This is a genomic window from Ilumatobacter nonamiensis YM16-303 (assembly GCF_000350145.1).
Lineage (GTDB): Bacteria > Actinomycetota > Acidimicrobiia > Acidimicrobiales > Ilumatobacteraceae > Ilumatobacter_A > Ilumatobacter_A nonamiensis.
Map to the genome: position 1 here is coordinate 1 of NZ_BAOL01000012.1, position 26,579 is coordinate 26,579.

Consider the following 26,579-nt stretch of genomic DNA (forward strand, 5'->3'; position numbering starts at 1 on the left):
CCGGGTGTCTTCGGTGCGGTCGAGGGCAACAACACCCTCGTCGCCTACGACGTGCTCGGCAACAGCACCACGGTCGAGTTCACGCTCGAGAGCGTCGACGGCGATGCGTCGGGCGCCACCGAAGGTTCCGCAACGCAAGCGCTCAGCGCACCCGTCGGGGCCCAGGCGCCGAGCGTCGACGCCACCGACGCCGACGCCGAGTCGGACGCTTCGGGGTTCGACCACGGCGGCGTGATCCGCACGTTCCTGCGCCAGCTCCGGATCGGCTGATCCGACAGCGGTGCATTGACCGCATCCCTTTCATGACGATGGGCGCTCCTGACGGGGGCGCCCATCGCCGCGTCCCTGGATGTTCGTCGAGGGAAGGAACAACCTGGCGAAATCCCTTGACTCGAACGTGTGTACCCTCTACTGTTGGCGACATGGACGATCGGGCGCAGCAGGTCGAGGAGCTGGTGGCGATGCCGCCAGCGCGACTCGACGAACTGTTGCGGGCGGCGGAGCTCGATCGCCGTGATGCCGAGGCGAAACTCGCGTTGATCGCCGCGGTCGTGGAGCAGCGTCAGCAGTTCCTCACCGATGGCCACCGGTCGATGACTGGCTACCTCGAGGCACATCTGAACTGCTCGGGTGCGGAAGCGAACCGGATCCGGCGGCGTGGCAGGTTGATGAACGAGAGTCCGGCCGCCGGCGAGGCGTTTGCTGCAGGCCGGGTGTCGATGAGCAACGCGGACCTGCTGGCGAGGGCGAACGCCCATCCGCGCGTGAGTGAGCGGGTGAAGGATCTCGTGCCACTGTTGACCGAGCATGCCGAACACTTTCCGCCGAAGGACTTCGGAGTGCTCGTCGATCGGGTCGTCGCGAATGCTGACGCCGATGGCGCTGACCCCTCTGACGACCACGACGCCTCGGCGACCGTGGCGGCCGGGCCTGATGGTGTGCACGTTGCGGTGAGCGGTGGCACGGCGTTGCAGGGTGCGGAGATGAAGGCGGTGTTCGACCAGGCGGTCCAGGACGAGTTCCGTCGCGACGTGCAGGAGCGCCGCGCCGAGCACGGCGATGCGGCGGATCAGTATCCGTTGTCGCGTTCGGCGCGTCAGCGGCGTTTCGCCGCCGAGTATGCGATTCACATGGCGTACGTGTCGACGCCACCCGACGCGCAGCGTCCGGAGCCGATCGTGAACATCCTGTTCACCGCCGGTCGCGCCGGCAGGACCCTCGCAGCTCACGGTCTCGTCGACGATGCTGCCGTGTTCGGAGTCGCTGACGACGACCCGTCGTGGGATCGGTGTGAGACATCGACCGGCGTTCGCATCGACGAGCACGATGCGGTGCGGGCGATGATCAGCGGGACGGTTCGGCGTGCGGTGGTCGACGCCGTCGGAGTGACGATCGACCTCGGTGTTCGTCGACGTCTGTTCACCGGCGCCGCACGCGAGGCTGCGCAACTGATCGCGCTCACCTGCTCTCATCCCGGCTGCTCGATTCCCGCTGAGTTCTGTGATGTCGACCATCTCGTGCGTCACGCTGACGGAGGACCGACCGATCAGGGCAACGCGGGGCCGGGCTGTGGTTCGCACAACCGGTTCAAGGAACGCGCCGGTCTGCGAAGTCGCCGGGCGGCGAACGGCCGGATCCACCTGATCCGACCCGATGGCACGACGATCCTGCCCGTCGGCGAACGGGAACCTCGGTGGGCCGACTCCGATCCGCCGGAGTCGGTCGAGTTCGACACGATCTCGTGGGAGGAATTCATCGCAACGGCCAGAACACGCGCGGCGCCGAGCCCTGGTGCTCGGTGGTCGATCGTTCGACTCGACGCCGCCGATCTTCCGACCGCGCGCTGATCATCACCGCCTGGTCCCTGGCACCCGCGGCAGTAGTGTCCCGAACGTCACGATGTGTGGAGGTCATGTGCAACCCGAGCCGCCCGAGCGAGATCCGACTGCGCACACGTCCCAGGCACTCGCGGCGGCATTGATCGACTCGTCTCCGGACGGCTTGCTCCTGGTCGACCGCAACGGGGACATCACGATGGCGAACCCTGCCGCCGCACAGATCTTCGGGCGGACGCAGGATGAGCTCCTCGGTACCACCGTCGAGTCGCTCGTGCCTGCCGAGCAGCGAGCGCGCCATGTCGAGCATCGTGAGCGGTACATCGAATCGCCCACCACGCGACCGATGGGATCAGGCCTGCGACTTCTCGCCGAGCACGCCGACGGCACGCTCTTCCCCGTCGAGATCAGTCTCAGCCCGGTCGACCTGGGCGAGGTGCGTTTCATCGCGACGGTCCGCGACGTCTCGGAGCGCCAGGAGGCGCGCGCCCGGGTGGCGCTCCACGAGGACCGCGAACGGATCGCCCGGGATCTGCACGACTTCGTCATCCAGCACCTGTTCGCTGCGGGGATGAGTCTGTCCGCCATCGCGCAGCAGGTGACACCTCGATCGACCGCCGATCAACTGGAGGGAATCACCGACCAGTTGGACGACGCCATCGCGGAGATCCGGCGGACGATCTACCGACTCGGTCAGGACGAGGCCAACGAGATCACCTCCACGCGCATCATGCAGATCGTCGACGATCACGCGGTACGGCTCGGCTTCGCACCGACGTTGGACATCACCGGCGACGTGGACTCGATCGCGACCGATGTGGGTGAACACCTCTCCGCGACGCTGACCGAAGCGCTGTCGAACGTGGTTCGCCACGCTCACGCCTCGACCGTCGACGTCGGAGTTCGCGCAGACGGACGCACGCTGGACCTCGAGGTCACCGACGACGGCGTCGGCGTGGACGGAGCCGTCAAGCCGCTCGGTGGGCTGGCGAACATGACCTGGCGCGCCGAACAGCTCGGCGGCGGGTGCACGATCCGACGTGCCGAATCGGCAGGTGGCACGGTCCTGATCTGGTCGGTGCCGCTCAGGGAGCCGGCACGGCCTCGTCGCGGTCAACCGTCGTAGCCGGCGTTGCGTCGTCGTTCGTCGAGCCGAGCTGCGAGCGCGGCGACCTCGGCCCGACGCGACATGCCGAGTTTCGACAACACGTTGGTGACATAGTTCTTGACCGTCTTCTCCGCGAGGTAGACCTCGTGCGCGATCTGACGGTTCGTCTGGCCGGCGCCGAGCAGGTCGAAGATCTGCCGTTCCTGCGGAGTGAGAACCTCGAGTCGACCTTCTTCGCTGTCGTGCAGACGGTTCGAGGCCTGACGTACGACGGCGTCATCGAGCAGCGTGCGACCGCCGGCGACTTCGCGGATCGCGCGGACGAGATTCGTCGTCCGGATCTCCTTGAGGAGGAACCCGGCGGCACCTGCGCGTCGCGCGTCGACCAGCGCTCGGTCGGATTCGAACGATGTGAGGATCAGCGATCGAATCTCGGGGAACTCGTCATGGATCGCTCGGCAGACATCGATCCCACTGCCGTCACCGAGGCGCACGTCGAGGACGGCCACGTCAGGTCGGCACTCACGCACCATGGCCAACGCCGTTGCAGCACTGGCCGCTTCGCCGACGACCTGCAGCTCGGGTTCGGTCGACAGGCTCGCGGCCACACCACGGCGCACGATCTCGTGATCGTCGAGCAGGAACACCCGGATCACGGACCCTCCTCCGATGAACCTCGATCGCTCATCCGGCCGCGCACCGCCTAGTACCTAGCACAACCCTGGCGTCGGTCCCGGGAAACGATCAGCGGCGAGCGAGCCCACCGACCTCGGTCCTGGCTGAGTCGTCGTCGTTCGGTTCGTCGTCGAATGTCGTGGAGCGGATCATCGAGGTGAAGGCGAGTGCGATGACGGCGAGTCCTGCTCCCACCAGGTAGGCGGTGAGGAAATCGGATGCTTCTTCGGTTCCGCCATAGATGGAGGTCAGGGTCGAGATGCCGAGGGCGGAACCGACCTGGAATGCCATGCGCTGCGCGGCCGATGCGATTCCGAGGTCGGCCTCGTCGACCGAGTTCGACAGCGTCGCGGTGATCGTCGGTTGCGAGGTGCCGTTGCCGATGCCCTGGAGCACGAGCGCAAAGACCACCAGGATGAGCAGGTCCGATGTTCCGCCCAACCCGAGCAGCACGAGCGCGACAGCGATCGCGACCGAGCCGAACATGGCGACGGGTCGTTCGCCGATCTTCGTGGCGATCGACCCACCGATCGGCGAAGTCGCCGAGAACGACGCCGGCCGAACGAGCATCACCAACGACGTCGCCGAGACCGACAGCGCGAACACCGATTGCAGCAGCAAGGGCGCGAGGATGAAGCCACCCATGTAGGCAGCTCCCGAGAACAGGGCGGCGAGGATCGACGCGGTGAAGTTGCGCCGACGGAAGAACTCGAGCGGGAGGAGCGGGAACGCGACGCGGGACTCGACCACGCAGAAGGCAGCGAGACCGATCGCGCCGGCGGCGAACGCGATCGCGATCGCCGGGTCGAACCCACGAGCGGGGATCTGGTTGAGGGCGAACATGAAGCCCCCGGTTCCGAGTGCCAGGGTGAGCGAACCGAGGACGTCGAACCCGACGTCGGTGCGGCGCGGGGTTTCGCGGAGGACCAGGTAGGCCGCCGCCACGGGAATGACCGACAACACCGCTTGGATCCCGAACATCGGCCGCCAACCGACGGCGTCGATCAGCGGCCCGCCGATCACCAGACCGATCGCGGGGGAACCCGCAGCGACGAGCGACCACCAGCCCATGGCCTTCGCGCGCTGAGACCGGGGATATTCGCTGTTGATCAGCGCCATCGACGACGGGATCGTCGCCGCACCGATCACGACCGCGAGGCCGCGGAGGACGATGAGCGACAGCGGGTCCCACGCGAACATCGTGAGCGCGGTGACGACGGTGGAGATCGTGAACCCCGTGAGGAACACGCGGCGATGGCCGTAGAGGTCGCCGAGCTTTCCGAGGATCGGGAGGGCGATCGCCGAGCCGAGCAGCGGTGCCGAGATCACCCACGCGATCACCGTCTCGGTGGTTCCGAGATCCTCGGCGATCGTCGCCAGGCTCACGGCGAGGAGGGTCACCGGGAAGGTGGTTGCGAACATCCCGGCGAGCGCCGTCAGCAGAACCCAGCGTTGGTAGCGACCGTTGCGCGCGATGCGGCCCTGGACCTGGTCCCGAGCCTCGCGTGTCGTCGCCCTGTTCACGTCGACGCAGGGTAACGACGCACCTCGACCCGACTCTCCGGTGAGACATGCGACCACCTGTCGGTGGCTCAGGCGGACGTCGGTTCGGTCATCGCGGCGATGACCTCGGCCATCGAGCGGGCCGTGTTCCCGGCGAGGAAGCGATCGCAGTGTGGGAGTGCGGCCGACATCCCTCCTGCCAGCGGCTCGAACTCGGTCGCTGCGGCGCGTGGGTTCACCCACACGATGCGATGGGCGAGCAGCGCGAGTCGGCGCATCACCCGTTCGAGTTCGGCCGGGTCGTCGGTCTCCCACCCATCGGAGCAGATCAGGACGACGGCACCGCGGGTCGAGGTGCTCCACGAGCGGTGGCGGAGCAGTGCCCGCAGGCTGTGCGCGATGCGCGTGCCACCGAAGCGGTCGCCGACCGACTCGTTCATGTGGTCGATCACGTCGGCGGTCGATCGGACGCGCATTGCTGCCGTGACCCGGGTGAGCTCGGTCGCGAATGCGAACACCTCCGCGCGGTGAACCATCGCGAGCGGGCGGACCAGATGGAGGTACGCGCGGGCGTAGCGCTCCATCGATCCGCTCACGTCGAGCAGCACGACCACCGGTCGAGGTCGCCGCTGAGGTCGATCGTGCACGAGGGTCATCACGTCGCCACCGGTTCTCATCGCCAACCGCATCGAGCGTCGCAGCGCTGTGCGGCCTCCGCCGTGGGTGGGGCGTCTCCGGCGCGACCGCCGCTCGGGCCACACCGTTGCCGACGACGTGAGCAGATCCGCCAGCTGTTCGAGTTCCGCGTCGTCGAGCAGGTCGAACGGTCGGTCCAGGATCCCGGTGTCGGTGGTCGGGAGCAGATCCGGAATCGCGAGGTGGTCGTCGGACCCGGCGTCGTCGAGATCGTCCTCGTCACCGGTCGTGGGAAGCGTTGCCCACGGAAGCGCTGTCGCTCGGGGTGCGCCGGGGTCGTGGGCGCGCCGGGCGCGCACCAGTACGTCGTCGTCGGTTCCCTCGGGCGGCGGGCGCGGCGAGGACCTCGGCGACACCCATCCCATCTCCACGTGGAGGACGCTGTCGAAGACGGTCTCGAACACTGCGTCGAAGACGGCAAGGTCCTCGTACCGGGTGACGAGACTGAGGCGAAGCACCCAGTAGGCGTCGTCGAGTGTCAGTGGGCCGACGGCGTCGAGAGACGCTGCGCACCGTTCGACGGAGTTGAAGCCGACGTCGACCCCGGCATCGCGGAGTCGAGCAGCGTAGGTGGCGGTGAACAACGCGCGGTCGACCCCGGCGACGAGGTCGTGTCGGGTCACCTCGCGCCCGAGGACGATGTTCCGGGCGCCGACGCTCCGTCGGCCGGCGGTCGCGAGCGTCGGGTGAGCGAGTACCAGCGCGCTCCGATGACGGCCGCCCATCCACTGAGACCCACCGGGCCGGCGACCTGCACGACCATCAGAGCTTCATGGTGGGCGAGCATCACGACGCGTGCTCCTCTGCGGCACGCCGGAGCACCAGCGTGTCGTCGGGCGTCTTCGCGATCGAGCCGATCGTCGCCATGGCGGGTTCGCGAGCGAACTCGGAGATGTCGAGGGCGTGGAGCGCGCTCACCCAGTCGATCGCTTCGGAGAGACCCGGCGGTTTGTCCAGGTCGAGACGGCGGGACGACGACACGAATGCCGTCGCCGCCTCCACCAACCCGGTCGAGGCACCCGGGACCCGACGGCGCACGATCGCGGCGGCGCGCTCGACCGACGGGTAGTCGATCCAGTGGTAGTAGCACCGTCGCTTCAGCGCGTCGTGCAGTTCGCGGCTGCGGTTCGACGTCAGGATCACGATCGGCGGGCGCGGCGTCGTGAAGGTTCCGAGCTCGGGCACGGTCACCGACGCCTCACCGAGGAACTCCAGGAGAAGCGCTTCGAACTCGTCGTCGGATCGGTCGATCTCGTCGATCAGGAGCACCGGAGGAGTCGGGGCGGTGGAGCGCACCGCGCGCAGCAGGGGTCGGTCGAGCAGGAATTCGGGTGTGAACAGGTCGTCGTTGCTCATCGCCGACTCGTTCGCCTCCGCCATCCGGATCGCGAGCATCTGGCGGGGGTAGTTCCACTCGTACAGGGCCTCCGCAGCGGTGATTCCCTCGTAGCACTGCAGCCGGATGAGCTCCCCGCCCGTGGCCTCGGCGAGCGCCTTCGCCGCGGTCGTCTTGCCGACGCCGGGCTCACCTTCCAGCAACAGTGGCTGGCCGAGCTCGATCGCGAGGTGGAGGGCCATCGACAAGCCGTCGTCGACGAGGTAGTCCGCCGCGTCGAGGCGGGCGCGAAGGTCGGCCAACGGTGGGGACGATGCGGAGTCGTCGTTCATCGGTCAGGCGACGCCGAGTTCTTCGGCGTGCCGCGTCCGGCAACCGGGGTTGCAGAACCAGTAGTCGGCGCCGTCGTGGTGGAGGTGCGGAGTGTCGGCCACGACCGTGACGGTCATGCCGCACACGGGATCGATCGCGGTCGACGGTGGGGGTTCGTCGGTGGACGACGGGGCCGACGTCAGGCCATCGACGCGGATCGACCGGACGACCTCCGCGAGGATCGAGACCGCGATCTCTTCGGCGGTACGCGCACCGATGTCGACACCGACGGGACTCCGCACGCGGCTGCGTTCGTCGTCGGTGAGGCCGAGTGAGTCGATGACCGCGCGGCCGCGCGTCCTGCTCGCCACCAGCCCCACGAGTTGGACTCCGGCGTCGAGCGCCGCTCGGATCATGTCCTCCTCGTCTCGACCATGGCTCGCGATCAACACCGCGGTCGCGCCGTTCACGTCGGCGACGTCGTCACCCGGGTCCATCGAGAACCCGAGCTGAGCACCGAACTGGGCGAGTGCCTCCGCGATCGGGGTGTGGCCCACCACCACGATGCGCGCCGCGGGAACACTCGGTTCCAGGAACACCTCGATTGCGCCGCCCGACAGGCAGGGGTTGACCACGGTGACCGCGCCTTGCGTCTCCGGGAACTCGTCGCCGTCGCCGGGCAGGATGCGGAGGAGCACGGATTCGGCCGAGTCGAGCGCACCGAGCGCTGCGGTGCGGACCGACTCCTCGGCGCACTGCCCGCCGACGAAGCCTTCGATGCTGCCGTCGGGAAGCACGATGGCCGCGTCGCCGGGGCGCGCCGAGGTCGGACACTGGGCGCGCACGACGGTCGCCCGGACGAATGAGCGGCGTTGTGTCACCAACTCGGCGACGCGGGTGGCGTGTCGTTGCGAGGCGATCATCCGAATGTGCTCAGATCGGCGGCGTGTGGTTGCCCTGCATCGCCTCCCACACCCGGCTGGGCGTGAGTGGCATGTCGGCGTGACGGATCCCGTACGGCTTGAGCGCGTCGACGACCGCGTTGACGATGGCCGGGGGAGAACCGACCGTGGCCGATTCTCCGATTCCCTTCGCCCCGATCGGATGATGCGGTGACGGGGTGACCGTGTGGCCGGTCTCCCAGTCGGGGACCTCCATCGCCGTCGGGATGAGGTAGTCCATCAGCGACCCGGCGAGGCAGTTGCCCTCCTCGTCGAACGAGATCATCTCCATCAGCGCCATGCCGACACCGTCGGCGAGCCCGCCGTGGACCTGGCCCTCGACGATCATCGGATTGATCTGGGTTCCGCAGTCGTCGACGGCGACGAAGCGGCGGACCTTGACCTCGGCGGTGCCGGGGTCGACATCGACCACACAGATGTAGGCGCCGAACGGGTAGGTGAGGTTCTCGGGGTTGTAGCAGATCTGTGCCTCGAGGCCGCCCTCGATGCCCTCGGGCAGATCGCCGGCGCCGTGGGCGCGCATCGCGATGTCCTGGATCGTCACCGACTGTTCGGGGTCGCCCTTCACCCGGAACGTGCCCGCCTCGTACTCGAGGTCGGCGACCGATGCTTCGAGCATTCCCGACGCGATGATCTGCGCCTTGTCGCGCACCTTGCGGGCGACGAGTGCCGCGGCCGCTCCGGACACGGGAGTCGAGCGACTCCCGTAGGTGCCGAGGCCGAACGGCGTGTTGTCGGTGTCGCCGTGGACGACGTCGATGTCGTCGGGCGGGATCCCGATCTCCTGCGCGATGATCTGCGCGAACGTCGTCTCGTGGCCCTGACCCTGGGTCTTCACCGAGAGCCGGACCACGGCCTTGCCGGTCGGGTGGACGCGCAGCTCGCAGCCGTCGGCCATGCCGAGTCCGAGGATGTCCATGTCCTTGCGCGGGCCGGCTCCCACGGCTTCGGTGAAGAACGAGATGCCGATCCCCATCAGCTCACCGCGGGAGCGCTTCTCCTCCTGCTCGGCGCGCAGCTCGGCGTAGCCGGCCATGTCGAGTGCCTTGCGCATCGTCGGTTCGTAGTCACCCGAGTCGTACACCCAGCCGGTCTTCGACTCGTAGGGGAACTGCTCGGGCTGGATGAAGTTCTGGAGTCGCAGCTCGGCCGGGTCCATCTCGAGGTCGTACGCGAGCACGTCGACCATCCGTTCGACGAGGTACACGGCCTCGGTGATCCGGAACGAACACGCGTAGGCGACCCCTCCCGGCGCCTTGTTCGTGTACACCGCGCTCATGTGGGCGTAGGCGGCCTCGATGTCGTAGCTGCCGGTGAACACGCCGAAGAAACCGGCGGGATACTTCACCGGCGCAGCCGTTCCGTTGAACGCGCCGTGGTCCGCGAGCACCTCGGTGCGGATCGCGCGGATCTTGCCCTCCTTGGTGGCGGCGATCTCACCGCGCATGATGTAGTCGCGGGCGAACCCGGTCGACACCAGGTTCTCCGTGCGATCCTCCATCCACTTGACCGGCTTGCCGATCAGGAGCGACGCCACGATCGAGCAGACGTAGCCGGGGTAGATCGGCACCTTGTTGCCGAAGCCACCGCCGATGTCGGGTGCGATGATCCGGATCTTGTGCTCGGGCAATCCGGCGACGAGCGCGTACACCGTGCGGTGGGCGTGCGGCGCCTGGGTCGTGCTCCACAGGGTCAACTTGCCCGACACCGGGTCGAGGTCGGCGACGCAACCGCACGTCTCCATCGGGGCGGGGTGGACCCGCGGGTAGACGATGTCCTCGGTGACCACGATCCCGTTCTCGCGGGCGTCGGCGAACACGGCTTCGGTGTCGTCCTTGCTCCCCGCTTCCCAATCGAAGCAGTGGTTGTCGGTCTTGCCCTCGAGGTCGTCACGGATCACCGGGGCGTCGGGTGCGAGCGCCTGGCGGACGTCGATCACCGGGTCGAGCCACTCGTACTCCACGTCGATCAACTCGAGCGCGTCCCGTGCCGAGTACCGGTCCTCGGCGACCACGAACGCGACCTCCTGGTGCTGGAACCGGACCTTGTCGGTGGCGAGCACGGCCTGGACGTCGTTCGAGAGTGTCGGCATCCAGGCGAGGTTGTGCTCCGCGAGGTCGGCACCGGTGACGACGGCCTTCACCTTCGGGTGCGCTTCGGCCGCAGACTTGTCGATGCTCACGATCCGGGCGTGGGCCATCGGTGAGCGGAGAATCGCGAGGTGCAGCATTCCCGGCACCTGCACGTCGTCGCAGAACTGACCACGACCGCGCACGAGCCGCGGATCCTCCTTGCGGAGCATCCGTCCGAACCCGTTCGGCTTGTGATCGTTCAGGTTGTCGGTCGGTGTGGGGACCGCGTTGGTGTTGTCCTCGGCACTCTGGGTGCCGGGTTCGGTGATCGTCATGACGCACCCACTTCCACGGGGGTCTCCCGTTCCTTGGCGGCGGCCCATTGGATCGAGCGCACGATCGTGGAGTAGCCGGTGCACCGGCAGATCTGGCCGCTGATCGCCTCGCGGATCTCGCCGTCGGTCGGGTCCGGGTTGCGATCGAGGAGGGCTCGGGCGGTGAGCATCATCCCCGGTGTGCAGAACCCGCACTGGAGTCCGTGGCACTGGATGAACCCTTCCTGAACCGGGTCGAGCACACCGTCGACTTCCATCCCTTCGACCGTGCGTACGTCGTGGCCGCTGGCCATCGCGGCGAGCGTGGTGCAACTCTTCACCGGCTCGTCGTCGACCCACACCACGCACGTGCCGCAGTTGCTGGTGTCGCACCCCCAGTGGGTTCCGGTCAACCCGAGGTGATCGCGGATGAAGTGGACGAGCAGCGTGCGCGGCTCGATCTCCTGGCTGACATCGTCGCCGTTGACGCTCATCGTGACTTCCATGGCTTACTCCTGTCCTGTCGCCCGGGCGACGGCCTTGCGGAGTGAACGGATCGTCAGCTCCTTGGCGAGATGGGTCTTGTAGGCGGCGGTGCCGCGGGTGTCGGTCGATGGTGTGGCGTTGTCGGCGGCGATCTGGCCGACGGTCGCGTAGAGGTCCTCGGACGGCGCCTGGCCGCTGAGCGCGGCGGAGATCGGCTCGATGTTCGTGAGGTTCGGGCCGACGGCACAGAGCCCGACCCGCCCGTCGGCGATCACGTCGCCGTCCATCGTCACCGCTGCCCCGGCGGAGGCGACCGCCCAGTCGCCGGCCCGTCGCTCGACCTTGTGGTAGGCGCTGCCCGAGTGCGGCCGGATCGGCACGCGGACCTCGGTGAGCATCTCTCCGTCGGCCACGGCGGTCTCGTACGGCCCGCGATGGAAGTCGTGCATCGACACGACCCGCTCGCCGGACCTTCCACGGATCACGCACGACGCGCCGATCGCGTCACACACGGCGGACAGGTCCTCGGACGGATCGGCCTGACACAGCGAACCGCCGAGCGTGCCGCGGTTGCGGACGACCGGGTCGGCGATCACCTTCTCGGCGTCACGGAAGATCGGGAGCACCGCCGCGAGGTCGTTGCTCTCGAGGAGTTCGCGGTGGCGGGTCATCGCGCCAATCCGAACCTCATCGCCCTCGACCCGGATGTAGCCGAGCTCGCTCGCCAGATCGTTGATGTCGATCAGGTACTCGGGTGTGGCCAGGCGCAGCTTCATCATCGGGATGAGGCTGTGCCCACCCGCGACGAGTCGCGCCTCGTCCCCGAGTCGTTCCATCAGCGCGATCGCGTGATCGACGCTCGTTGCCCGTTCGTACTCGAACGGAGCCGGTACCTGCATGGCTCATCCCCTGTCCTCTCGATGCACATGGGTGCCAGTCACCCACGCGCATTTCCCCGACGCTCACCGTGAACGGCTCGGCGCTTCGGGTCAACAGCAACTCAAGGGAATGGTTAAGTTGCCTGCGTGGGGCGGCAGCGGTGATGGGCGGACTCGATTGACACCGACGCAGCTGCGGACGTTCGCCGCGATCGCGCGGCACGGGAGCTCGCGCGGAGCGGCCGGCGAACTCGACGTGTCCGAGGCTGCGGTGTCGAGTCACGTCGCCGCGTTGCGCAAGGAACTCGGTGACGACCTGTTCCACCGATCGGGCTCGGGCCTGGCCTTCACGCCGGGTGGTTTGCGCCTGGCGGCGCGCGCGGTGGAGATGCTCGGTCTCCAGGATCAGACGATCCACGAGATCCGTGCCGCGGGCGAAGGTCACCGCGTGCTGCGGGTGGCGGTGTCGTCGCTCTTCGGTGAGATCGCGGCGCCGGGACTGATCGAGCTGTTCTCGAGTCGTGCCGACGACCTGCAGGTCGAGGTGAGCGAGTGGAGCCCGGATCAGTTCCCACGACTCCTCAACGCGCGTGTGGTCGATGTCGCGATCGGCCCGGAGTCGAAGTCGGCACCGGAGAGCATCCGCACGAATCAGTTCCTGCGCTACCAGTTGGTCGCCGTCGTCGGCGCGCGACATCGATTGGCCGGGCGTCGGCTGAAGCCCGCGGCGATGGCCGACTCGACGTGGCTGCTCGGCCCGTCGGCGGTCGATGACACGAGCAGCGCGGGACGGATCCTTCGTCATTTCCGCGTCCCGGAGGACCGTCAGCGGATCTTCCCGAACCACGCCGCTGCCTTGACCGAGGCTCGAGCGGGACACGGGATCGCCCTGTGTGCTGCCCATGCGGCGGCCTCGGAACTCGCCGACGGTCGCCTCGTTCGCGTCGATGTCCCGGGTGCGATGGTCGACGGCGTGTGGTCGACGTTCGCGCTCCGCCACGATGTGGGAACGCCACTCGCGAACGAGATCATCCGGTTCGTGTCGACGCCTCGTGCGATCCAGGCGATGCTGCGCGGAAGCGGCGCGAACATCGGCCGCTTCAAGCCGCGTGTGCACGTCACCCTCTGGAGCTGAACGGCTCAGCTCGAAGGAGACACGATCAGCTGCATCTCGACCTCGCGAGCGGCATCCCGTTCGCGCACCTCCGACCGGCCGGTTCGGACGAAACCGTTTCGTGCGTACAGCCGCTCCGCGTCCTCGTTGCTCTCGACCACACTCAACCGCACGCGCGTTGCCGACTGTTCGACGGCCCACCGGAGTACCCGTCGAACCAGCGCATCGCCCACGCCGGAACGACGCGCCCACGGCCGAACCCACATTGCGACCAACCACATCTCACGCGCATCCGAGGCGTCTCGGGCCGCGACGACCAGACCGTTGGTGCCCGACTCGTCCTCGTCGACGAACGTCGGATTTCCCTCCCTCCTCAGGAGGTGGCGCCACTCGTTCTCGGAGTACGTGACCTCGGTGGAGTAGCTCGACCCGAAGGCATCCGGAGAGTCGGACAGCGCTCCGAGTCGAAGCTCGCGCAGGAGTTCGAACTCGTCAGGATCCAGGCGGCGGATCATGATCCATCTTCGCGGTGATCCGACTCGCGGGTGACGCCGATTTCGACGAGATCGGTCGAGTCGAGCGACGACCGCGAAGTGGCACCGCGAGGTGCAGAAACCTGCAAGAGTTCGCCGATGCACCACGACGATGACAACGAGCGATATCGCCGATCCGCTCAGATCCTGCACGACATCGCGAAGCCGATGCGCGTGCTGTCCGCTCTCGGATGGTCCGGCGAGATCCGCGAGAAGTTCCTCGCCGAAGGCGCGTCGAAGTTGCCCGAACCGACGTACGCGCCGATCGATCCCGGCCCGGTTCTCGATGGCGTCGACGCCGCGCGTCAGCTGCTTCGACCGGGATCGGTCATCGACGACTGGCTCGAGAGCGAGGCGACGGCGATCGAACACACGGCGCGGATGCTCGCATCGGTCGGCACGCCGGAATTCCACGAGCACAGCCGCAGCCTGTACGGGGGACCGGACCGGCCGCTGCGTTTCGATCCGGCGACACCCTTGGAACTCGCCCAACGGTTTCGTGATTCGCTGGCGGAGCTGTCGACGAACAAGCTCGTCCCACCGCCCGTGCGGAACCGGACCGCCCAGGACATCGCCGATCACCTGCAGGCAGCCGTCACCGAACACTTCGGGGAGTCTGCGCCCGAGATCCTGATCGTCGACGAACTCTCGGCGAACGCCGTCGCGTCGACCAGTCGGATCAAGATTCGCCATGATGCGATGTTCACCGCGAAGGACGCGGCGCAGCTCCTCAACCACGAGGCGTTCATCCACGTGGCCACCGGGTTGAACGGTCGGGCGCAGACCGATCTCCCGATCCTGGCGATCGGGCATCCCGGCACGACCCGGACCCAGGAGGGACTCGCGGTCTACTCGGAGTACGTGTCGGGCACGTTGGGGCTCGACCGCCTGCGGCGCCTCGCCGATCGCATCCTCGGCGTGCAGATGGCCTGCGAGGGAGCCGACTTCATCGAGGTGTACCGGTGGTTCCTCGAACGGAGTCCTGCGCCGGAGCAGGCGTTCGAATCCACCCGACGGATCTTCCGCGGTGCTCCGATCACGGGTGGTGCCCCGTTCACCAAGGACTGCACCTACCTGTCGGGCTTCCTCGCCGTGTCGACGTTCGTTCGAGCGGCGTTCGTCGCCGGGCGCGCGGATGCGGTCGCGCTGCTCTTCGCCGGCAAGCTGGACCTGTGGGCGGTCCCGGCGCTCGCCGAACTCCGCAGTCGCGGACTCTGTCGTCCGGCCCGCTTCGTTCCGCCGTGGGCGAGTGACCCGAACTGGTTGCTGAGCCACCTCACACTCAGCACCTTCATGGCCGACGTCGACCTGACGAGCGTGGCCGGCGCGGTGGGCGATCTGCTCGACCAGGCGCCACACGTCGACCTCGGCGACAGGATCACCGGGCCCGTCACCTGACCGTGCGCCGAGGGGTCCGTCGGTGACCGGCACCGACGGACAGCTCGCGAGTCACAGCGATGTTGTTTGGAACGTCGCCGGCAGATCATCGGGAGTCCACCTCGATGTCGCTCTCCCGTCGTTCGCGTAGCGCAGTGTCGCGGGCATGCCACACGAACTCGAGATCGGGCTTCCCCCGTGCGCGTCCTGATCGCCGCCGAGAGCTACGCGCCGAGCGTGAACGGGGTGGCGAACTCCGTGGCGCGGCTGCAGGAACACCTCATCCGTCGTGGCCACCAGGTGATGGTGATCGCGCCCGACCCGGGTCCGACCGAGGTCGACGGTGTCGAGGTGGTCCGGGTCCGGAGCAGGCCGTTGCCGTTCTACCGCGGGGTGACCGTGGGGTTCCCGTCGAGCCAGTTGGTCCTCGGTGTGCTCGATCGGTTCGAGCCCGACGTCGTTCATCTGGCCGCTCCGGTGTCACTCGGAGCGCGAGTCGCTCGGGAGGCCGCGGCGCGTGACCTTCCGATCGTCGCCATCTTCCAGACGGACCTGTCGGGATTCGCTCGCTCCTACGGTCTCGGCAGCACCTCGGGTGCGGTGTGGCGGTGGTTGCGCCACGTCCATCGATTCGCCGACGTGACCCTCGCTCCCTCGACCGCCACCGCGGACGAACTCAACGCGAACGCGATTCCGCGCGTCGGCATCTGGGGACGTGGGGTGGACGGTCGACTCTTCGCGCCCCATCGACGCTCGGACACCTGGCGACGTGAACTGCTCGGAGCGGACGACCAGCGGACGGTGATCGGCTACGTCGGTCGGCTGGCGCGGGAGAAGCGGATCGACCTGCTCGCCGGCGTCGATCAGTGGACGAACTCGAAGGTCGTGATCGTCGGCGACGGGCCGGCACGAACCGACCTGGAGCGTCAACTGCCGGACGCTCACTTCACCGGGATGTTGAGCGGACCAGCTCTCGCCGAAGCGCTGGCCTCGTTCGACGTGTTCGCACACACCGGTGCCCACGAGACCTTCTGCCAGACGGTCCAGGAGGCGATGGCGAGCGGGGTCGCCGTGGTCGCTCCGGCTGCGGGCGGACCGCTCGACCTGGTCGAACACGGCGGAACCGGTTTGCTGTATCGACCCGAGGACGCCGAATCGCTCCACGGATCCATTCGCGTGCTGATCGAGCAGCCCGAGTTGCGCCGGCAGATGGGCGAGGCGGGACACCGGCGAACCGTGGGGCGGACGTGGGAGCGCGTGTGCGACGACCTCATCGACGTCTACGACCACTGCCGTCGGTCGCGGCCCGGTCGCGGCGGGATTCAACCTGCCCGGACCGTGCGGGTCGCGAGCTGAGGTCGAACGGCTCAGCGGTCCCGTCGGGCGACCGCGATCGACCGGAGTTCCACGGTGTTCGCGACGAGCAGCACGGCTGACCCGGCGAGGAACACGGCGCCGAGCGCATAGAGGCCGGCGCCGAGCACCACGCCGAATGCGAAGACGAAGAACGCGACGAGCAGCGTCTCGGCGACCACGAGTCGAGCCACCGCTCCCCATTCACGTCGCGCGACGTACTCGACCGGTGTGCCGACCAGCAGCAGCACGGCCGCCGCGACCTCCACGCGGACCGTCTCGAGCAGCAGCACCGCAGCGATGGCCGCGAGCAGGACGGGGATGCTGAGTGCGGACCATGCTGCGAGCACCCATCCGGAACCCGGTCGGATCGGAACCGCGGGTTGGCGCAAGTGCTCGCGGATCCGGAGCTGGGGTCGGTCGCCACGGTCGATTCTGCGCCCGAGGTCCTCGAGTTCGCATCGTTGCCGGAGCAGGGCGGTGAGTTCGGAACTCTCGGCGGAGGTGTCGCGCGGCGAGTCGGCGCGTTCGGCGAGCGGGAGCAACCGCGCCTGGTGCCGGATCTGCTCGTCGAGTTCCTGCACGACGCGATCGAGCTTGTCGCGGTTGATCCGCATCGCTGCCGCCGACGGTGGCGGCGTCCCGTGGAGTCCGGCGAATCCGAGCGGGTCGGCCCACGATGTGCGAACGCTGCCGTTCCGGTTGAACTTCGGCCCCGACGGACCGCGCTCGCCCTGCAGCGGATCGCCGGTGTCGGCACCCCAGAGTCCGCGGTACTGCTCGATCCACACCGTGTCGTCGGTCGGCCGGATCTCCCAGGAGTCGATCGTGTCGCCGTCCGCGCCGGCGGAGTCGATGAAGGCGACACCGAGGGCGGGCCCGAGACCGCGTTCGGTTGCACTCGCGTCGATGCCGAGCAGGCGTCGGATCGACTGGCGAGCACGCAGCGCCCACCGCAGGCCGGGAACGTCGATGCGTGTGACGTAGTCGCCCGGCCGGAAGAACAGCGCGTGCGAACCGGCCCCCACGAAGAGGGTCGGGTGCGTTCTCTGGATCAGCAACTCGGGGTCGGTCCAGTGTCGGCGAAGCTCCGCACCGGAGTGGTCGTGGCTACTCGTCGCGACCCACTGAGGTGACTCGTCGGCCGGGTCGCAGAACACCCACGCCTGTTCCCAGTCCGCCTCGTGATCGTTCAGGCCGCGGTAGCTCGTCCGCCAGTCGTTCATCACATAGAAGTAGGAATAGTGCAGGACGAGCCACTCGCCGGCCCGGACGACGCGTCCATAGCAGACCGGATGCGTCTGGAGTTCGAGACGCTGTGCCTTGTCGGAAGCGGCGGCGGTCGTGCGGCGCGGCGTCGTCGGTCGGATCCAGACCGAGAGCTGGAAGAGAGCGTCGAGGAACCGTCCGAACAGACCGACGCGGCCGAGTCGGGGGACCGCGAGGTGCCGCCGTGCCGACCGAATGTCGTCGCGACCGAGAGATCGTCGGTCGTGATCGTCGACGAATTGCAGGTAGGTGCCGGGTGCCCAGCGGTCGTCGAGTCCGGCGGTGGTGATCGGCCCGAGGTCGACGCCGGAGCGGTCCCACAACTGCGAGGCGGCGACGAAGCCGTCGACCTCTGTGGGGCGGAACATCTCGCGCGCGTCGAGCACCAGGGTCGGCGCGTGTCGGCGGAGCAACGCGACGTCGCGATCGGCCGTGTGTGGCGAGGTCAGGCCGTGGACGTGTCCGCCGGCGGGACGGTCCAACGGCATGGTCACGACGACGTTTCCGGTTCGCGCTCGTGCGTCTGCCAATAGCCCCAGTCGCTGCCCCGGACGGCGCTGCCGAACACGCCGAGGAACAGGGCGGTGTTTCGGATCGTTCCGTGGACGAACTTGCGCGCGACACCGGCTTCCAACCGGCGATGGTCGAACGAGACGACCTTCAGATCGGCGCGCATTCTCACCGACCATCCGCTGCGGTGGACACGGAACATCAACTCGGTGTCCTCGTTGACCGACAGTTGACGGTCGAAGCCACCGACCTCGATCAGTGTCGAACGCCGCACGAGCATGTTCGACCCGGTGGCGGCCGGAATTCCTGCCGTCGTCAGGGCGACTTGGCCGGCGAGGAAGATGCGGTGATAGAGGTCGAACCCGTCCATCGTTCCCTTCGCTCCGACCAGGCCACCGCACCGCCGGTCGACGTCGGTGGTCGCGAGATGTTCGAAGTAGTCGGGTTCGAACGCGACGTCGGCGTCGGTGAAGAGCAGCCACGGTGTCGACGAGACACTGGCACCGAGTTGGCGCGCAGCAGGGATGTTGACGTCTTCGTGGATCACCGTGGTGCGTTCGGGGCGGGTGCGGGCGATGAGGTCGGGGGTGGCGTCGGTGCTGGAGTCGACGACGACGAGTCGGACGTCGGGAGGAAGCGACCCGAGGAACCGTTCGATGTTGCCGACCTCGTTCTTGGTCGGAACGATCACGGTGACTTGGTCGGCGGAGATCCCCACGAAGCACAACGATGTCATTCCGAGGTGGACACGAGGTCAGGTGCGGGTAGCCGTCCGGTGTACAGCGCACGAACGCCGCGGGCGAACCTCGTCCGTGTGAACCCGACGTGTCAGAGTCGGCTCGTGGGGACTCCGTTCGTACGCCATCCTGCGAGCCCGGTCGTGTCCGCCGAGCTGTTCCCTCCGGGTGTGCTGGCCTTCAATCCGGGAGTCGTCGATCTCGGCGCGGAACTGCTGATGGCCGTGCGGATCGATCACGGAATCCCGGGTGATCCGCACATCACCGCGACCGACATCGCCTTCGCAACGAGTGTCGATGGGTTGACCTGGACGGCCGATCCGACGCGCCCGACGATCGACCGCGCGCTCGCCGTCGACCTGCTGGCCGCGGCGGAACCCCACCGCGATCTCGACCGCGAGGTCTGGCGGATGTACGACCCCCGGCTGAGCGTGCTGGACCATCCGGACGGGCCGCTCGTGATGACCACCGCGGTCGACACCGTCCACGGCCTCCGCGCGGCGGTGCTGGGGAGTGCCGACTCCGGGCGTTCGTGGAAGGTCGTCCACCTGTCGATGCCCGACGATCGCAACATCGTGCTGTTCCCCGAGACGATCGGCGGTGCGTGGTTCCGACTCGACCGTCCGTTCAACGAGTACGGAGGCGAGCCGCTCGGAGCGGGGCGATACGGCATCTGGTGCAGCCGATCACCCGACCTGCGCCACTGGGGCGAGCACCGATTCCTGCTCGGCGTCGACGACCTCGGGATCGGCAACTCGAAGCTCGGCCCGGGGTCGCCACCGATCCGCACCGCCCGCGGGTGGCTCTGCATCGTCCACGCGGTCGAGGAGCACGACGATGCATCGGGCGTCGTCGCCCGTGGCTGGGAATCGTCGTGGCGACGGCGCTACGTCGCGGGCGCGATGTTGTTGGACCTCGACGATCCGTCGCTCGTTCTCGCCGCGTGTTCCGAGCCGGTCCTCGAGCCGGTCGCCGACCACGAGACGGCGGGCTTTCGCAACGACGTGGTCTTCCCGACCGGGGCCGTCGTCCGACCGTCACCGACCGGCGACGAGCTGTGGCTGTACTACGGCGCCGCCGACACATGCGTCGGTCTGGCCGTTGCCGCGGTGGAGGACGTGGTCGACTTCGTGCTCGATCACGACCGCTGCGTCGGGTCCTGATCTCCCAGTGCGGCGTCGTGGGACCACGCGTCGAGCACGTCGATCGTCAGTGCGTAGCTGGACTCGAGGAGTTCGGCGGTCCGCGTGAAGTTGAACGAACCCATGTCGGACGGGGTCGGGCTGGGCAGCACCCCGATGCGGTAGCGATGGGCAATCTCGTCGACCGCGTGCGAGCGCTGGTTGCGCAGCATGAGCGATGCCGAGTGGAGGAGACCGCCGCTGAACGAACGCGGCGCCGTGGTGGCGACGACGCTCGGCGTCGCGTCGAGCGAGATGACGCTGGCCGCACCGAAGGCGATCGCCTGGCGGATCGGCACGTTGGCGCTGACCCCGCCATCGACGTAACGCCGGCCGTCGATCTCCACGGCGGGGAGCAGACCCGGCACCGCGGCACTGGCCAGGAGCGCGGGCCGGAGTGCGCCGTCGCAGAGCAGTTCGGGCTCGCCGGTGACCGCGTCGGTGGCGACGGCGGCGAACGGCGTGCCGAGCTGACCGAACTCGGTCGCCCGGAGACTGGCGTCGATGAGCGCGCCGAGACGTCGACCGTCGGACAGCGTCCGGTTCCGAACCATGCTGCTGATCGAGTTGATCCGGCCACCGAACACGGATTGCCGGTCCGCCCGGCTCCACAGCTGGGACAGCGCATCGACGCAGTCGTCGGGACGGTCGGCGAGGACGGCGCCGTGGAGGGCACCGGCGGAGGTGCCGACGATGAGGTCGGGTCGCACGTCGCGCTCGAGCAGCGCACGGATCATGCCGATCTGAACCGACCCGAAGGCGCCGCCACCGGAGAGGACGAATGCCAGCGGACGCGGCCAATCGGCGACCGGATTCGGCGGCGTCGGCGAGGCTGGGGTGTCGGGCATGGCGGGACCGGTCTGTCGGAGAACGAAGCGGTGAAGTCAACCTCGCCGGCACTTCATCGTCAACGTCGCCCGCCGGTGGAGGCGCCTGAGCAGGGACGACGCGTTGTGATCTCCTGGTGATGTCGATTCTCTAGCATTCTCGAGGTGAGCGGCGTCGCGGGGCCAGCGGTGGAAGCTGTACAGCTGCGCGCCCCACCGTCGGTCCGAGTGTTCGGCGAGGTCGGAGTCTGCGGATCCGAGGGGCTCGTGGGGATCGGCGGACCGCGCCAACATCGTCTGCTCGCGCTGCTGGTGATCCGACACGGACACGCCGTCACGACGGACTGGCTGACCGAGTATCTCTGGGACGACGGTGACCGGCCGGACAATGCCGTCACGACCCTTCGCACGTATCTCTCCCGTCTGCGACAGGCACTTCCGGACGGCGCCGAACACTGGATCGAAACCGAGGCGGGTGGGTATCGGTTCGACGCACCTCCCGAGGTGATCGATCACGTCCGGTTCGCGCGGTTGCGGGCCGCTGCCCGAGATGCGCGCGACCGCGGGGACCCGTTGACCGCTCGCCGGCTTCTCGACGAGGCACTCGCGCTCTGGCACGGTGAACCGTTCCGCGAACTCGAGAATCTCGATTGGGCGCGAGCAGAGGTCGAACAGCTTCACCTCGACCGCCTGGAGGTGCAGGAGGAACGCTGGGAAGCGGAGCTGGCTCTGGGCCGGCACACGCAGATCACCGGCGAGCTCGGGGTGTTCGTCGGCGAACAGCCCTTGCGCGAGCGGGCCGTGCGTCAGTATGCGCTCGCGCTCCACCGCAGCGGCCGGACACCCGAGTCGCTCCGGATCATCGCCGCGTTCCGTCGCGCACTCGCCGACCAGAGCGGTCTCGATCCGTCGACCGACATCGTCGACCTCGAACAGGCGCTCCTCGTCGGCGACCCGTCGTTGAACATCGAGTCGTCGGGACGGCCCCTGCGCGGGTACCGGTTGCTCGATGAGGTCGGCGCCGGCGCGTTCGCCGTCGTGTGGCGTGGCGTGCAGCCATCGGTGGAGAGGGACGTGGCGATCAAGCAGATCCGCTCCGAACTCGCGACTCGTCCCGAGTTCATTCGCCGTTTCGAGGTCGAGGCCCGAATCGTCGCGCGCATCGAACATCCGCATGTCGTGCCGTTGATCGATTTCTGGCGAGACCCCGATTCCGCCTACCTCGTGATGCGCTGGTTGGGCGGTGGAACACTCGAACGACGTCTCGACGACGGCCCGCTCCGACTCGGTGAAGCTCTGACGATCACCGAGAGCATCGGTGGCGCGCTCACGGCCGCGCACGCTCACGGAGTCGTGCACCGAGACGTCAAGACGTCGAACATCCTCTTCGACGACACCGGCAACGCGTACCTCGCCGACTTCGGTATCGCCTTCGAGGGCGTCGACATCGACGGTGCGGACGCGGGTTTGTCGCTCGGTTCGCCGGTGTATGCGGCGCCCGAGCAGTTGCGCGGCGAACGGGTCGCGCCGACGGCGGACGTGTTCAGCCTCGGTGTGGTGCTCTACGAATGCCTGAGCGGCTGGAACCCGTTCCACACGGCGGGCACGGCCGGTGCGCTCGTCGACCGCCGTCTGCACCCGACCGTTCCGGACGTGCGTGACGTCATCGCCGGGATCCCCCGAACGGTCTCGTCGGCGATCGAACGGGCAACGGCGGCGGATCCGGCGGACAGATTCGGGACGATCGCCGCGTTCGTCGAGGCACTGCACTCGGGAACCGACAGATCCCCGTCGATCTCGCCGTCGACCGGCCACCCCGTCGAGAACCCGTTCATCGGACTGCGGGCCTTCGACGATGGGGACGCCGATCGCTTCTTCGGCCGCACCCGACTGGTCGCCGAGATCGTGGAGCGATTGTCCGGCGACGGGGTCGGCTCGCGCTGCGTCGTGGTGGTCGGTCCGTCCGGTTCCGGCAAGTCCTCGGTGGTGAGGGCAGGAGTGATCCCGGCGCTGCGGACCGGTGCAGTACCCGGCTCCGCAGGCTGGTTCACCACGACGATGGTGCCGGGGGCCGATCCCTACGAGTCACTCGAAACGGCGCTCCTGCGGATCGCGGTCAACCCGCCGACATCGCTGCTCGATCAGCTCCGCGACGGGGAACGCGGCGTCCTTCGCGGCGTTCGCCGCTGCCTGCCCGACGACAGCGGTCGCGTGATCGTCGTCATCGATCAGTTCGAGGAACTGTTCACCCGCGCGCCGACGGCCGACGCCGATCGCTTTCTCGATGCCCTCGCTGTCGCCGTCGCCGACCCGGCGTCACCGCTTCGGCTCGTCATGACGGTGCGCGCCGACTACTACGACCGCCCGCTTCAGCACCTGGCGTTTGCGCATGTGGTCAAGGAGGCGGCGGTCGAGGTCACCCCGCTGTCGGCGGAGGAGCTGGTCGAAACGATCACCGAGCCAGCTCGTCGCGTGGGCGTCGAGTTCGAATCCGGACTCGTGGCCCGCATCGCCGCGGAAACGGTCGGCCAGGCGTCCCGGTTGCCGCTGCTCCAGTACACCCTCAGCGAATTGTTCGATCGGCGAGGGCTGAGCGACCTCATCACCGTGGAGGACTACGCCGCCATCGGCGGACTCGCCGGCGCGTTGACCGCACGTGCCGAAGCGCTCTACGCCGAGGCCGACGAACCGCGACGCGCTGCGATCCGCAGCGTGTTCGGACGCCTGACGAACCCCGGTGAGGAGACGTCCGACACTCGCCGGCGGACCCTCGTCTCCGACCTCGGCGATGACGAGTCGACGCGTTGGGTGCTCGACCGATTCGGCTCGGCCCGCCTGATCACGTTCGATCGGGACACGACGAGTCGCGAACCGACGGTCGAGGTCGCGCACGAGGCGTTGCTGCGCGAGTGGCCGCGTGCTGCCACGTGGCTCGAGCAGGACCGAGATCTCCTCCGCTCCGTCGAGGCGATCGGGTCGGCCGCGACGACGTGGGACGACGGAGGACGTCAGGCCTCCGACCTCCTTCGCGGTGGTCGGCTCGACGCCGCGCTCGAGATCTCGGAGTCCAATCCCGACTGGCTGCGCCAGGTCGATCACGAGTTCCTCCGTGCGTCCCACGTGCAGGCGGACGACGAGCGGCGGCTCGAGCAACGACGCGTCCGTCGCCTCCGGCGACTCGTGATCGGCACGGCGGCCGCCCTGGTCGTCGCGCTGGTTGCGGGCGGTCTCGCGTTGGTTCAACAGCGCCGAGCGGACCGTGAGGCGCGCATGGCGGTCGAGCAGGCCGCAGCCGCCGAGTCCGCGAATGCGGAGACCGAGGTCGCCACGCTCGTGTCCCGTTCCTCGGCGATCGCAGCGGAACGTCCCGACCTCGCGGTTCTGCTCGCCCTCGAAGCGCGTCGCCGTGCTCCAGGACCGACCACCGACAGCGCCCTCCTCGATGCGCTCGCGGTCGACCAGCTCGGTCGCCAGGTCGGCAGCGTGCAGCGGCTCCCGACCGACGACTGCGACGGAATCGTCCCGGTCAGCAGGTTCAGCCCGGACGGGCTCATGGAGTTCGGAAGCGCCGACGGTCAGCTTCTGTCCAAGGACCTCATCACCGGGGACACCACCGCTCATGGAGCCGCGCCGGGGCCATGCGTTGCATGGAGCGGGGGCGGCGACAGCGGAGTGCGATGGGCCGGGTCGGTCATCTCGAGCGATCAATGGACGTCGATCGACGGCGGCCCCTGGACTCCGATGGAGCCGCGTATCGGTGCCCCGATCGATCGGCCACTCGCGGGCGGTCACTACATCTTTGCCCAAGAGTCGGATGATCCAACGCACGGTGAGGTCGTCGTCGTCGATGCACGGACCCTCGAGCCGGTCGCACCGGCGATTCCCGACCTCTACTTCCTCGACGTCGACATCCCGGCAACCGCCGCGAGCGAGGACGAGGGTCTGTTCGCCGTCGGTGTCGGGAGACCGGGCACGACCCAGGGGCCGGGCGGCTCCAACATCGAGCAGCAACGTGAGGGTGCCGATACGGACCTGGGGGACTCGACCATCCGAGCGCAGCGTGACGGTGTCGACGCACCCGGGCTCCTGGTGTTGCTCGATGCCGAAACCGGGCTTGAGGTTCTTCGGGCTCCGCGACCGAGTCGGGTGACCGCAGTCGCGTTCGATCCGCAGCGCGGTGCTGTTCTCGCCGGTGGAGAGGACGGCGTGATCGCCGCGATCGACATCGCAACGGGGACCGTGATCGACCAGGTGGCCACGAGTGACCCGATCCCCGTGATCGCCCTCGGGGTCCGCCCCGACGGTGACATCGTCGCGGTCAGTTCCCGGTCGGTGGAGACGCTCGATCGTCGGGATGGGCCCGCCGGACGGCCGGTGCCGATCCAACACGCGATCGACGCCTTCGTCCGACCCGACGGGTCCGTCGTGGTGGTCCCGTTCGAGGATTCCTCGTCCGTGCAGGTGGTTCGACCGAGCGGTGGGCCACTCGTCGAGGAGGCGTGGGACGTCGATCCTCTCGCGCTGGTCGAGTTCGGCGCCGAGCGGGCCGGTGTGGTGAATCCCTCGGGTGCGATCGAGGAGGTCGACTTGGCGTCCGGCGAACGCACCCCGGTCGACCTGGCCCTGCCGGACGGTTCGTCGTTCGACGCACTGGCAGTGGTGCCCGAAGCGGACGGGTACCTGGCGTGGGACAGCGGGAGGCAGGTGGTCCGCTGGCGTGATGGCGAGGTCGTCGAACAGATCGATCTGTGGACCGGGCCGAGCGACGCGAGTCTGGTTCGCGGGGGAACCAATCCTGCACAACCCTCGGCCGAGGGACTCGTCGGTGCCGGCGCCGCCATGGCGTTTCTCCAGAGTTCCCCCCGGCAGGCGAATTCGTTCGACCCGAGTCCCGGCGACCTCACCGTGCTGTCCACCATCAACTCACCACCGATCGCCACCGCTGCTGCTGCTCCCGCTCCGGGTGGCGAGATCTACCTGGTGCTCGACACCGGCGCGGTCAGGAGATACGACCTCGACGGGCGGTGGGACGTCGAGATCCAGGCGGAGCTCGTCGACGCGCAGTTCGCGGTCACCGACCCGACCACGGGTCTGCTGGCCGTCGGCGGGCCGACCGGTGCTGTCGTCGTGGATCCCGTGACCGAGACGGTGCGGCCGGTGCGCGACATCGGCGCCGTGGTCGGTCTCGGATTCGTTCGAGATGGCACCCAGCTGGTCGCGGTCGAGGCCGACGGCACCGTCCGACTCTGGGACACGGTCGCCGGCCAACACGTGGGCACGCTCGAGACCGGGACCGGGACGTCGTCGACGTCACCGCCGTGGTACGACGCCTCCTCCGATTCGGTGTGGGTCGCAACATCGGGCTCGATCCTGCGGCTGCCGCTCGACCCGGACCGATGGGTCGAGAAGGCGTGCGAAGTGGTCGCGCGCGAACTCACGTCCGACGAGTGGGATCGCCTCGTACCCGGGACATCCTTGCAGCAGCCCGCCTGTTCCTGACC

The 26,579-nt window shown here is 68.3% G+C and carries 20 protein-coding genes; 8 read left to right on the forward strand and 12 right to left on the reverse strand.

Annotation, left to right across the window (positions count from 1 at the left end; all coding sequences use genetic code 11):
• The 3 genes from ON45_RS22890 to ON45_RS20875 all read left to right on the forward strand — a co-directional run.
• A partial coding sequence (locus ON45_RS22890) for a hypothetical protein (RefSeq protein WP_040491472.1) occupies positions 1-270 on the forward strand: 270 nt, incomplete at its 5' end.
• Positions 271-422: 152 nt separating this feature from the next.
• Positions 423-1,847 (forward strand): HNH endonuclease signature motif containing protein, encoded by a 1,425-nt coding sequence (locus ON45_RS22895; protein ID WP_040491473.1) that lies wholly within the window; start codon positions 423-425, stop codon positions 1,845-1,847.
• A gap of 67 nt (positions 1,848-1,914) precedes the next feature.
• Positions 1,915-2,961, forward strand: coding sequence for a sensor histidine kinase (locus ON45_RS20875; RefSeq protein ID WP_158412138.1), 1,047 nt, complete (start codon positions 1,915-1,917; stop codon positions 2,959-2,961).
• Here the strand turns inward: ON45_RS20875 and ON45_RS01910 are convergent.
• The 8 genes from ON45_RS01910 to ON45_RS01945 all read right to left on the reverse strand — a co-directional run bounded on the left by ON45_RS01910 (position 2,949) and on the right by ON45_RS01945 (position 12,198).
• The gene (locus tag ON45_RS01910) at positions 2,949-3,599 is read right to left on the reverse strand and encodes a response regulator (protein ID WP_083914085.1); all 651 of its coding nucleotides are present in this window, start codon (positions 3,597-3,599) and stop codon (positions 2,949-2,951) included. The genes ON45_RS20875 and ON45_RS01910 overlap by 13 nt on opposite strands.
• A gap of 88 nt (positions 3,600-3,687) precedes the next feature.
• Positions 3,688-5,142, reverse strand: a complete 1,455-nt coding sequence (locus tag ON45_RS01915) for an MFS transporter (RefSeq protein WP_051062282.1) — start codon at positions 5,140-5,142, stop codon at positions 3,688-3,690.
• Between the two features lie 68 nt (positions 5,143-5,210).
• The gene (locus ON45_RS01920) at positions 5,211-6,542 is read right to left on the reverse strand and encodes a vWA domain-containing protein (RefSeq protein ID WP_051062283.1); all 1,332 of its coding nucleotides are present in this window, start codon (positions 6,540-6,542) and stop codon (positions 5,211-5,213) included.
• 61 nt (positions 6,543-6,603) lie between these two features.
• Positions 6,604-7,485, reverse strand: coding sequence for an AAA family ATPase (locus tag ON45_RS01925; protein WP_040491475.1), 882 nt, complete (start codon positions 7,483-7,485; stop codon positions 6,604-6,606).
• Positions 7,486-7,488: 3 nt separating this feature from the next.
• Positions 7,489-8,388: an XdhC family protein gene (locus ON45_RS01930; RefSeq protein WP_040491476.1), complete on the reverse strand. Its 900-nt coding sequence runs from the start codon at positions 8,386-8,388 to the stop codon at positions 7,489-7,491.
• Positions 8,389-8,398: 10 nt separating this feature from the next.
• Entirely contained in the window at positions 8,399-10,834 is a 2,436-nt protein-coding gene (locus ON45_RS01935) for an aerobic carbon-monoxide dehydrogenase large subunit (protein ID WP_083914087.1), read from the reverse strand.
• The gene (locus tag ON45_RS01940) at positions 10,831-11,319 is read right to left on the reverse strand and encodes a (2Fe-2S)-binding protein (protein WP_040491477.1); all 489 of its coding nucleotides are present in this window, start codon (positions 11,317-11,319) and stop codon (positions 10,831-10,833) included. The genes ON45_RS01935 and ON45_RS01940 overlap by 4 nt, the downstream gene beginning before the upstream one ends.
• 3 nt (positions 11,320-11,322) lie before the next feature.
• Entirely contained in the window at positions 11,323-12,198 is an 876-nt protein-coding gene (locus ON45_RS01945) for an FAD binding domain-containing protein (RefSeq protein WP_040491478.1), read from the reverse strand.
• Positions 12,199-12,229: 31 nt separating this feature from the next.
• Between ON45_RS01945 and ON45_RS01950 the strand changes: the two genes are divergently transcribed.
• The gene (locus ON45_RS01950) at positions 12,230-13,312 is read left to right on the forward strand and encodes a LysR family transcriptional regulator (protein WP_206537625.1); all 1,083 of its coding nucleotides are present in this window, start codon (positions 12,230-12,232) and stop codon (positions 13,310-13,312) included.
• A gap of 5 nt (positions 13,313-13,317) precedes the next feature.
• Here the strand turns inward: ON45_RS01950 and ON45_RS01955 are convergent, their stop codons facing one another.
• The gene (locus tag ON45_RS01955; protein ID WP_040491480.1) at positions 13,318-13,806 is read right to left on the reverse strand and encodes a GNAT family N-acetyltransferase; all 489 of its coding nucleotides are present in this window, start codon (positions 13,804-13,806) and stop codon (positions 13,318-13,320) included.
• A 117-nt stretch (positions 13,807-13,923) separates the two neighbouring features.
• On the opposite strand from ON45_RS01955, the gene ON45_RS01960 reads away from it, so the two are divergent.
• Positions 13,924-15,222, forward strand: a complete 1,299-nt coding sequence (locus ON45_RS01960) for a peptidase MATCAP family protein (RefSeq protein WP_040491501.1) — start codon at positions 13,924-13,926, stop codon at positions 15,220-15,222.
• Positions 15,223-15,399: 177 nt separating this feature from the next.
• Positions 15,400-16,557, forward strand: a complete 1,158-nt coding sequence (locus ON45_RS01965) for a glycosyltransferase family 4 protein (RefSeq protein ID WP_051062284.1) — start codon at positions 15,400-15,402, stop codon at positions 16,555-16,557.
• An 11-nt stretch (positions 16,558-16,568) separates the two neighbouring features.
• On the opposite strand, the gene ON45_RS01970 is transcribed toward ON45_RS01965, so the two are convergent.
• Together ON45_RS01970 and ON45_RS22505 are read right to left on the reverse strand one after the other, a co-directional pair.
• Positions 16,569-18,317, reverse strand: coding sequence for a hypothetical protein (locus tag ON45_RS01970; protein ID WP_148288484.1), 1,749 nt, complete (start codon positions 18,315-18,317; stop codon positions 16,569-16,571).
• Positions 18,314-19,051, reverse strand: a complete 738-nt coding sequence (locus ON45_RS22505; protein WP_051062285.1) for a glycosyltransferase family 2 protein — start codon at positions 19,049-19,051, stop codon at positions 18,314-18,316. The genes ON45_RS01970 and ON45_RS22505 overlap by 4 nt, the downstream gene beginning before the upstream one ends.
• 123 nt (positions 19,052-19,174) lie before the next feature.
• Here ON45_RS22505 and ON45_RS22035 point away from each other — a divergent pair, with 123 nt between their 5' ends.
• Positions 19,175-20,233, forward strand: a complete 1,059-nt coding sequence (locus tag ON45_RS22035; protein WP_040491504.1) for a glycoside hydrolase family 130 protein — start codon at positions 19,175-19,177, stop codon at positions 20,231-20,233.
• On the opposite strand, the gene ON45_RS01985 is transcribed toward ON45_RS22035, so the two are convergent.
• Positions 20,209-21,099 (reverse strand): patatin-like phospholipase family protein, encoded by an 891-nt coding sequence (locus tag ON45_RS01985; RefSeq protein ID WP_051062287.1) that lies wholly within the window; start codon positions 21,097-21,099, stop codon positions 20,209-20,211. The genes ON45_RS22035 and ON45_RS01985 overlap by 25 nt on opposite strands.
• A gap of 144 nt (positions 21,100-21,243) precedes the next feature.
• On the opposite strand from ON45_RS01985, the gene ON45_RS01990 reads away from it, so the two are divergent.
• Positions 21,244-26,577 (forward strand): nSTAND1 domain-containing NTPase, encoded by a 5,334-nt coding sequence (locus ON45_RS01990; protein ID WP_083914091.1) that lies wholly within the window; start codon positions 21,244-21,246, stop codon positions 26,575-26,577.
• Positions 26,578-26,579 lie beyond the last annotated feature (2 nt).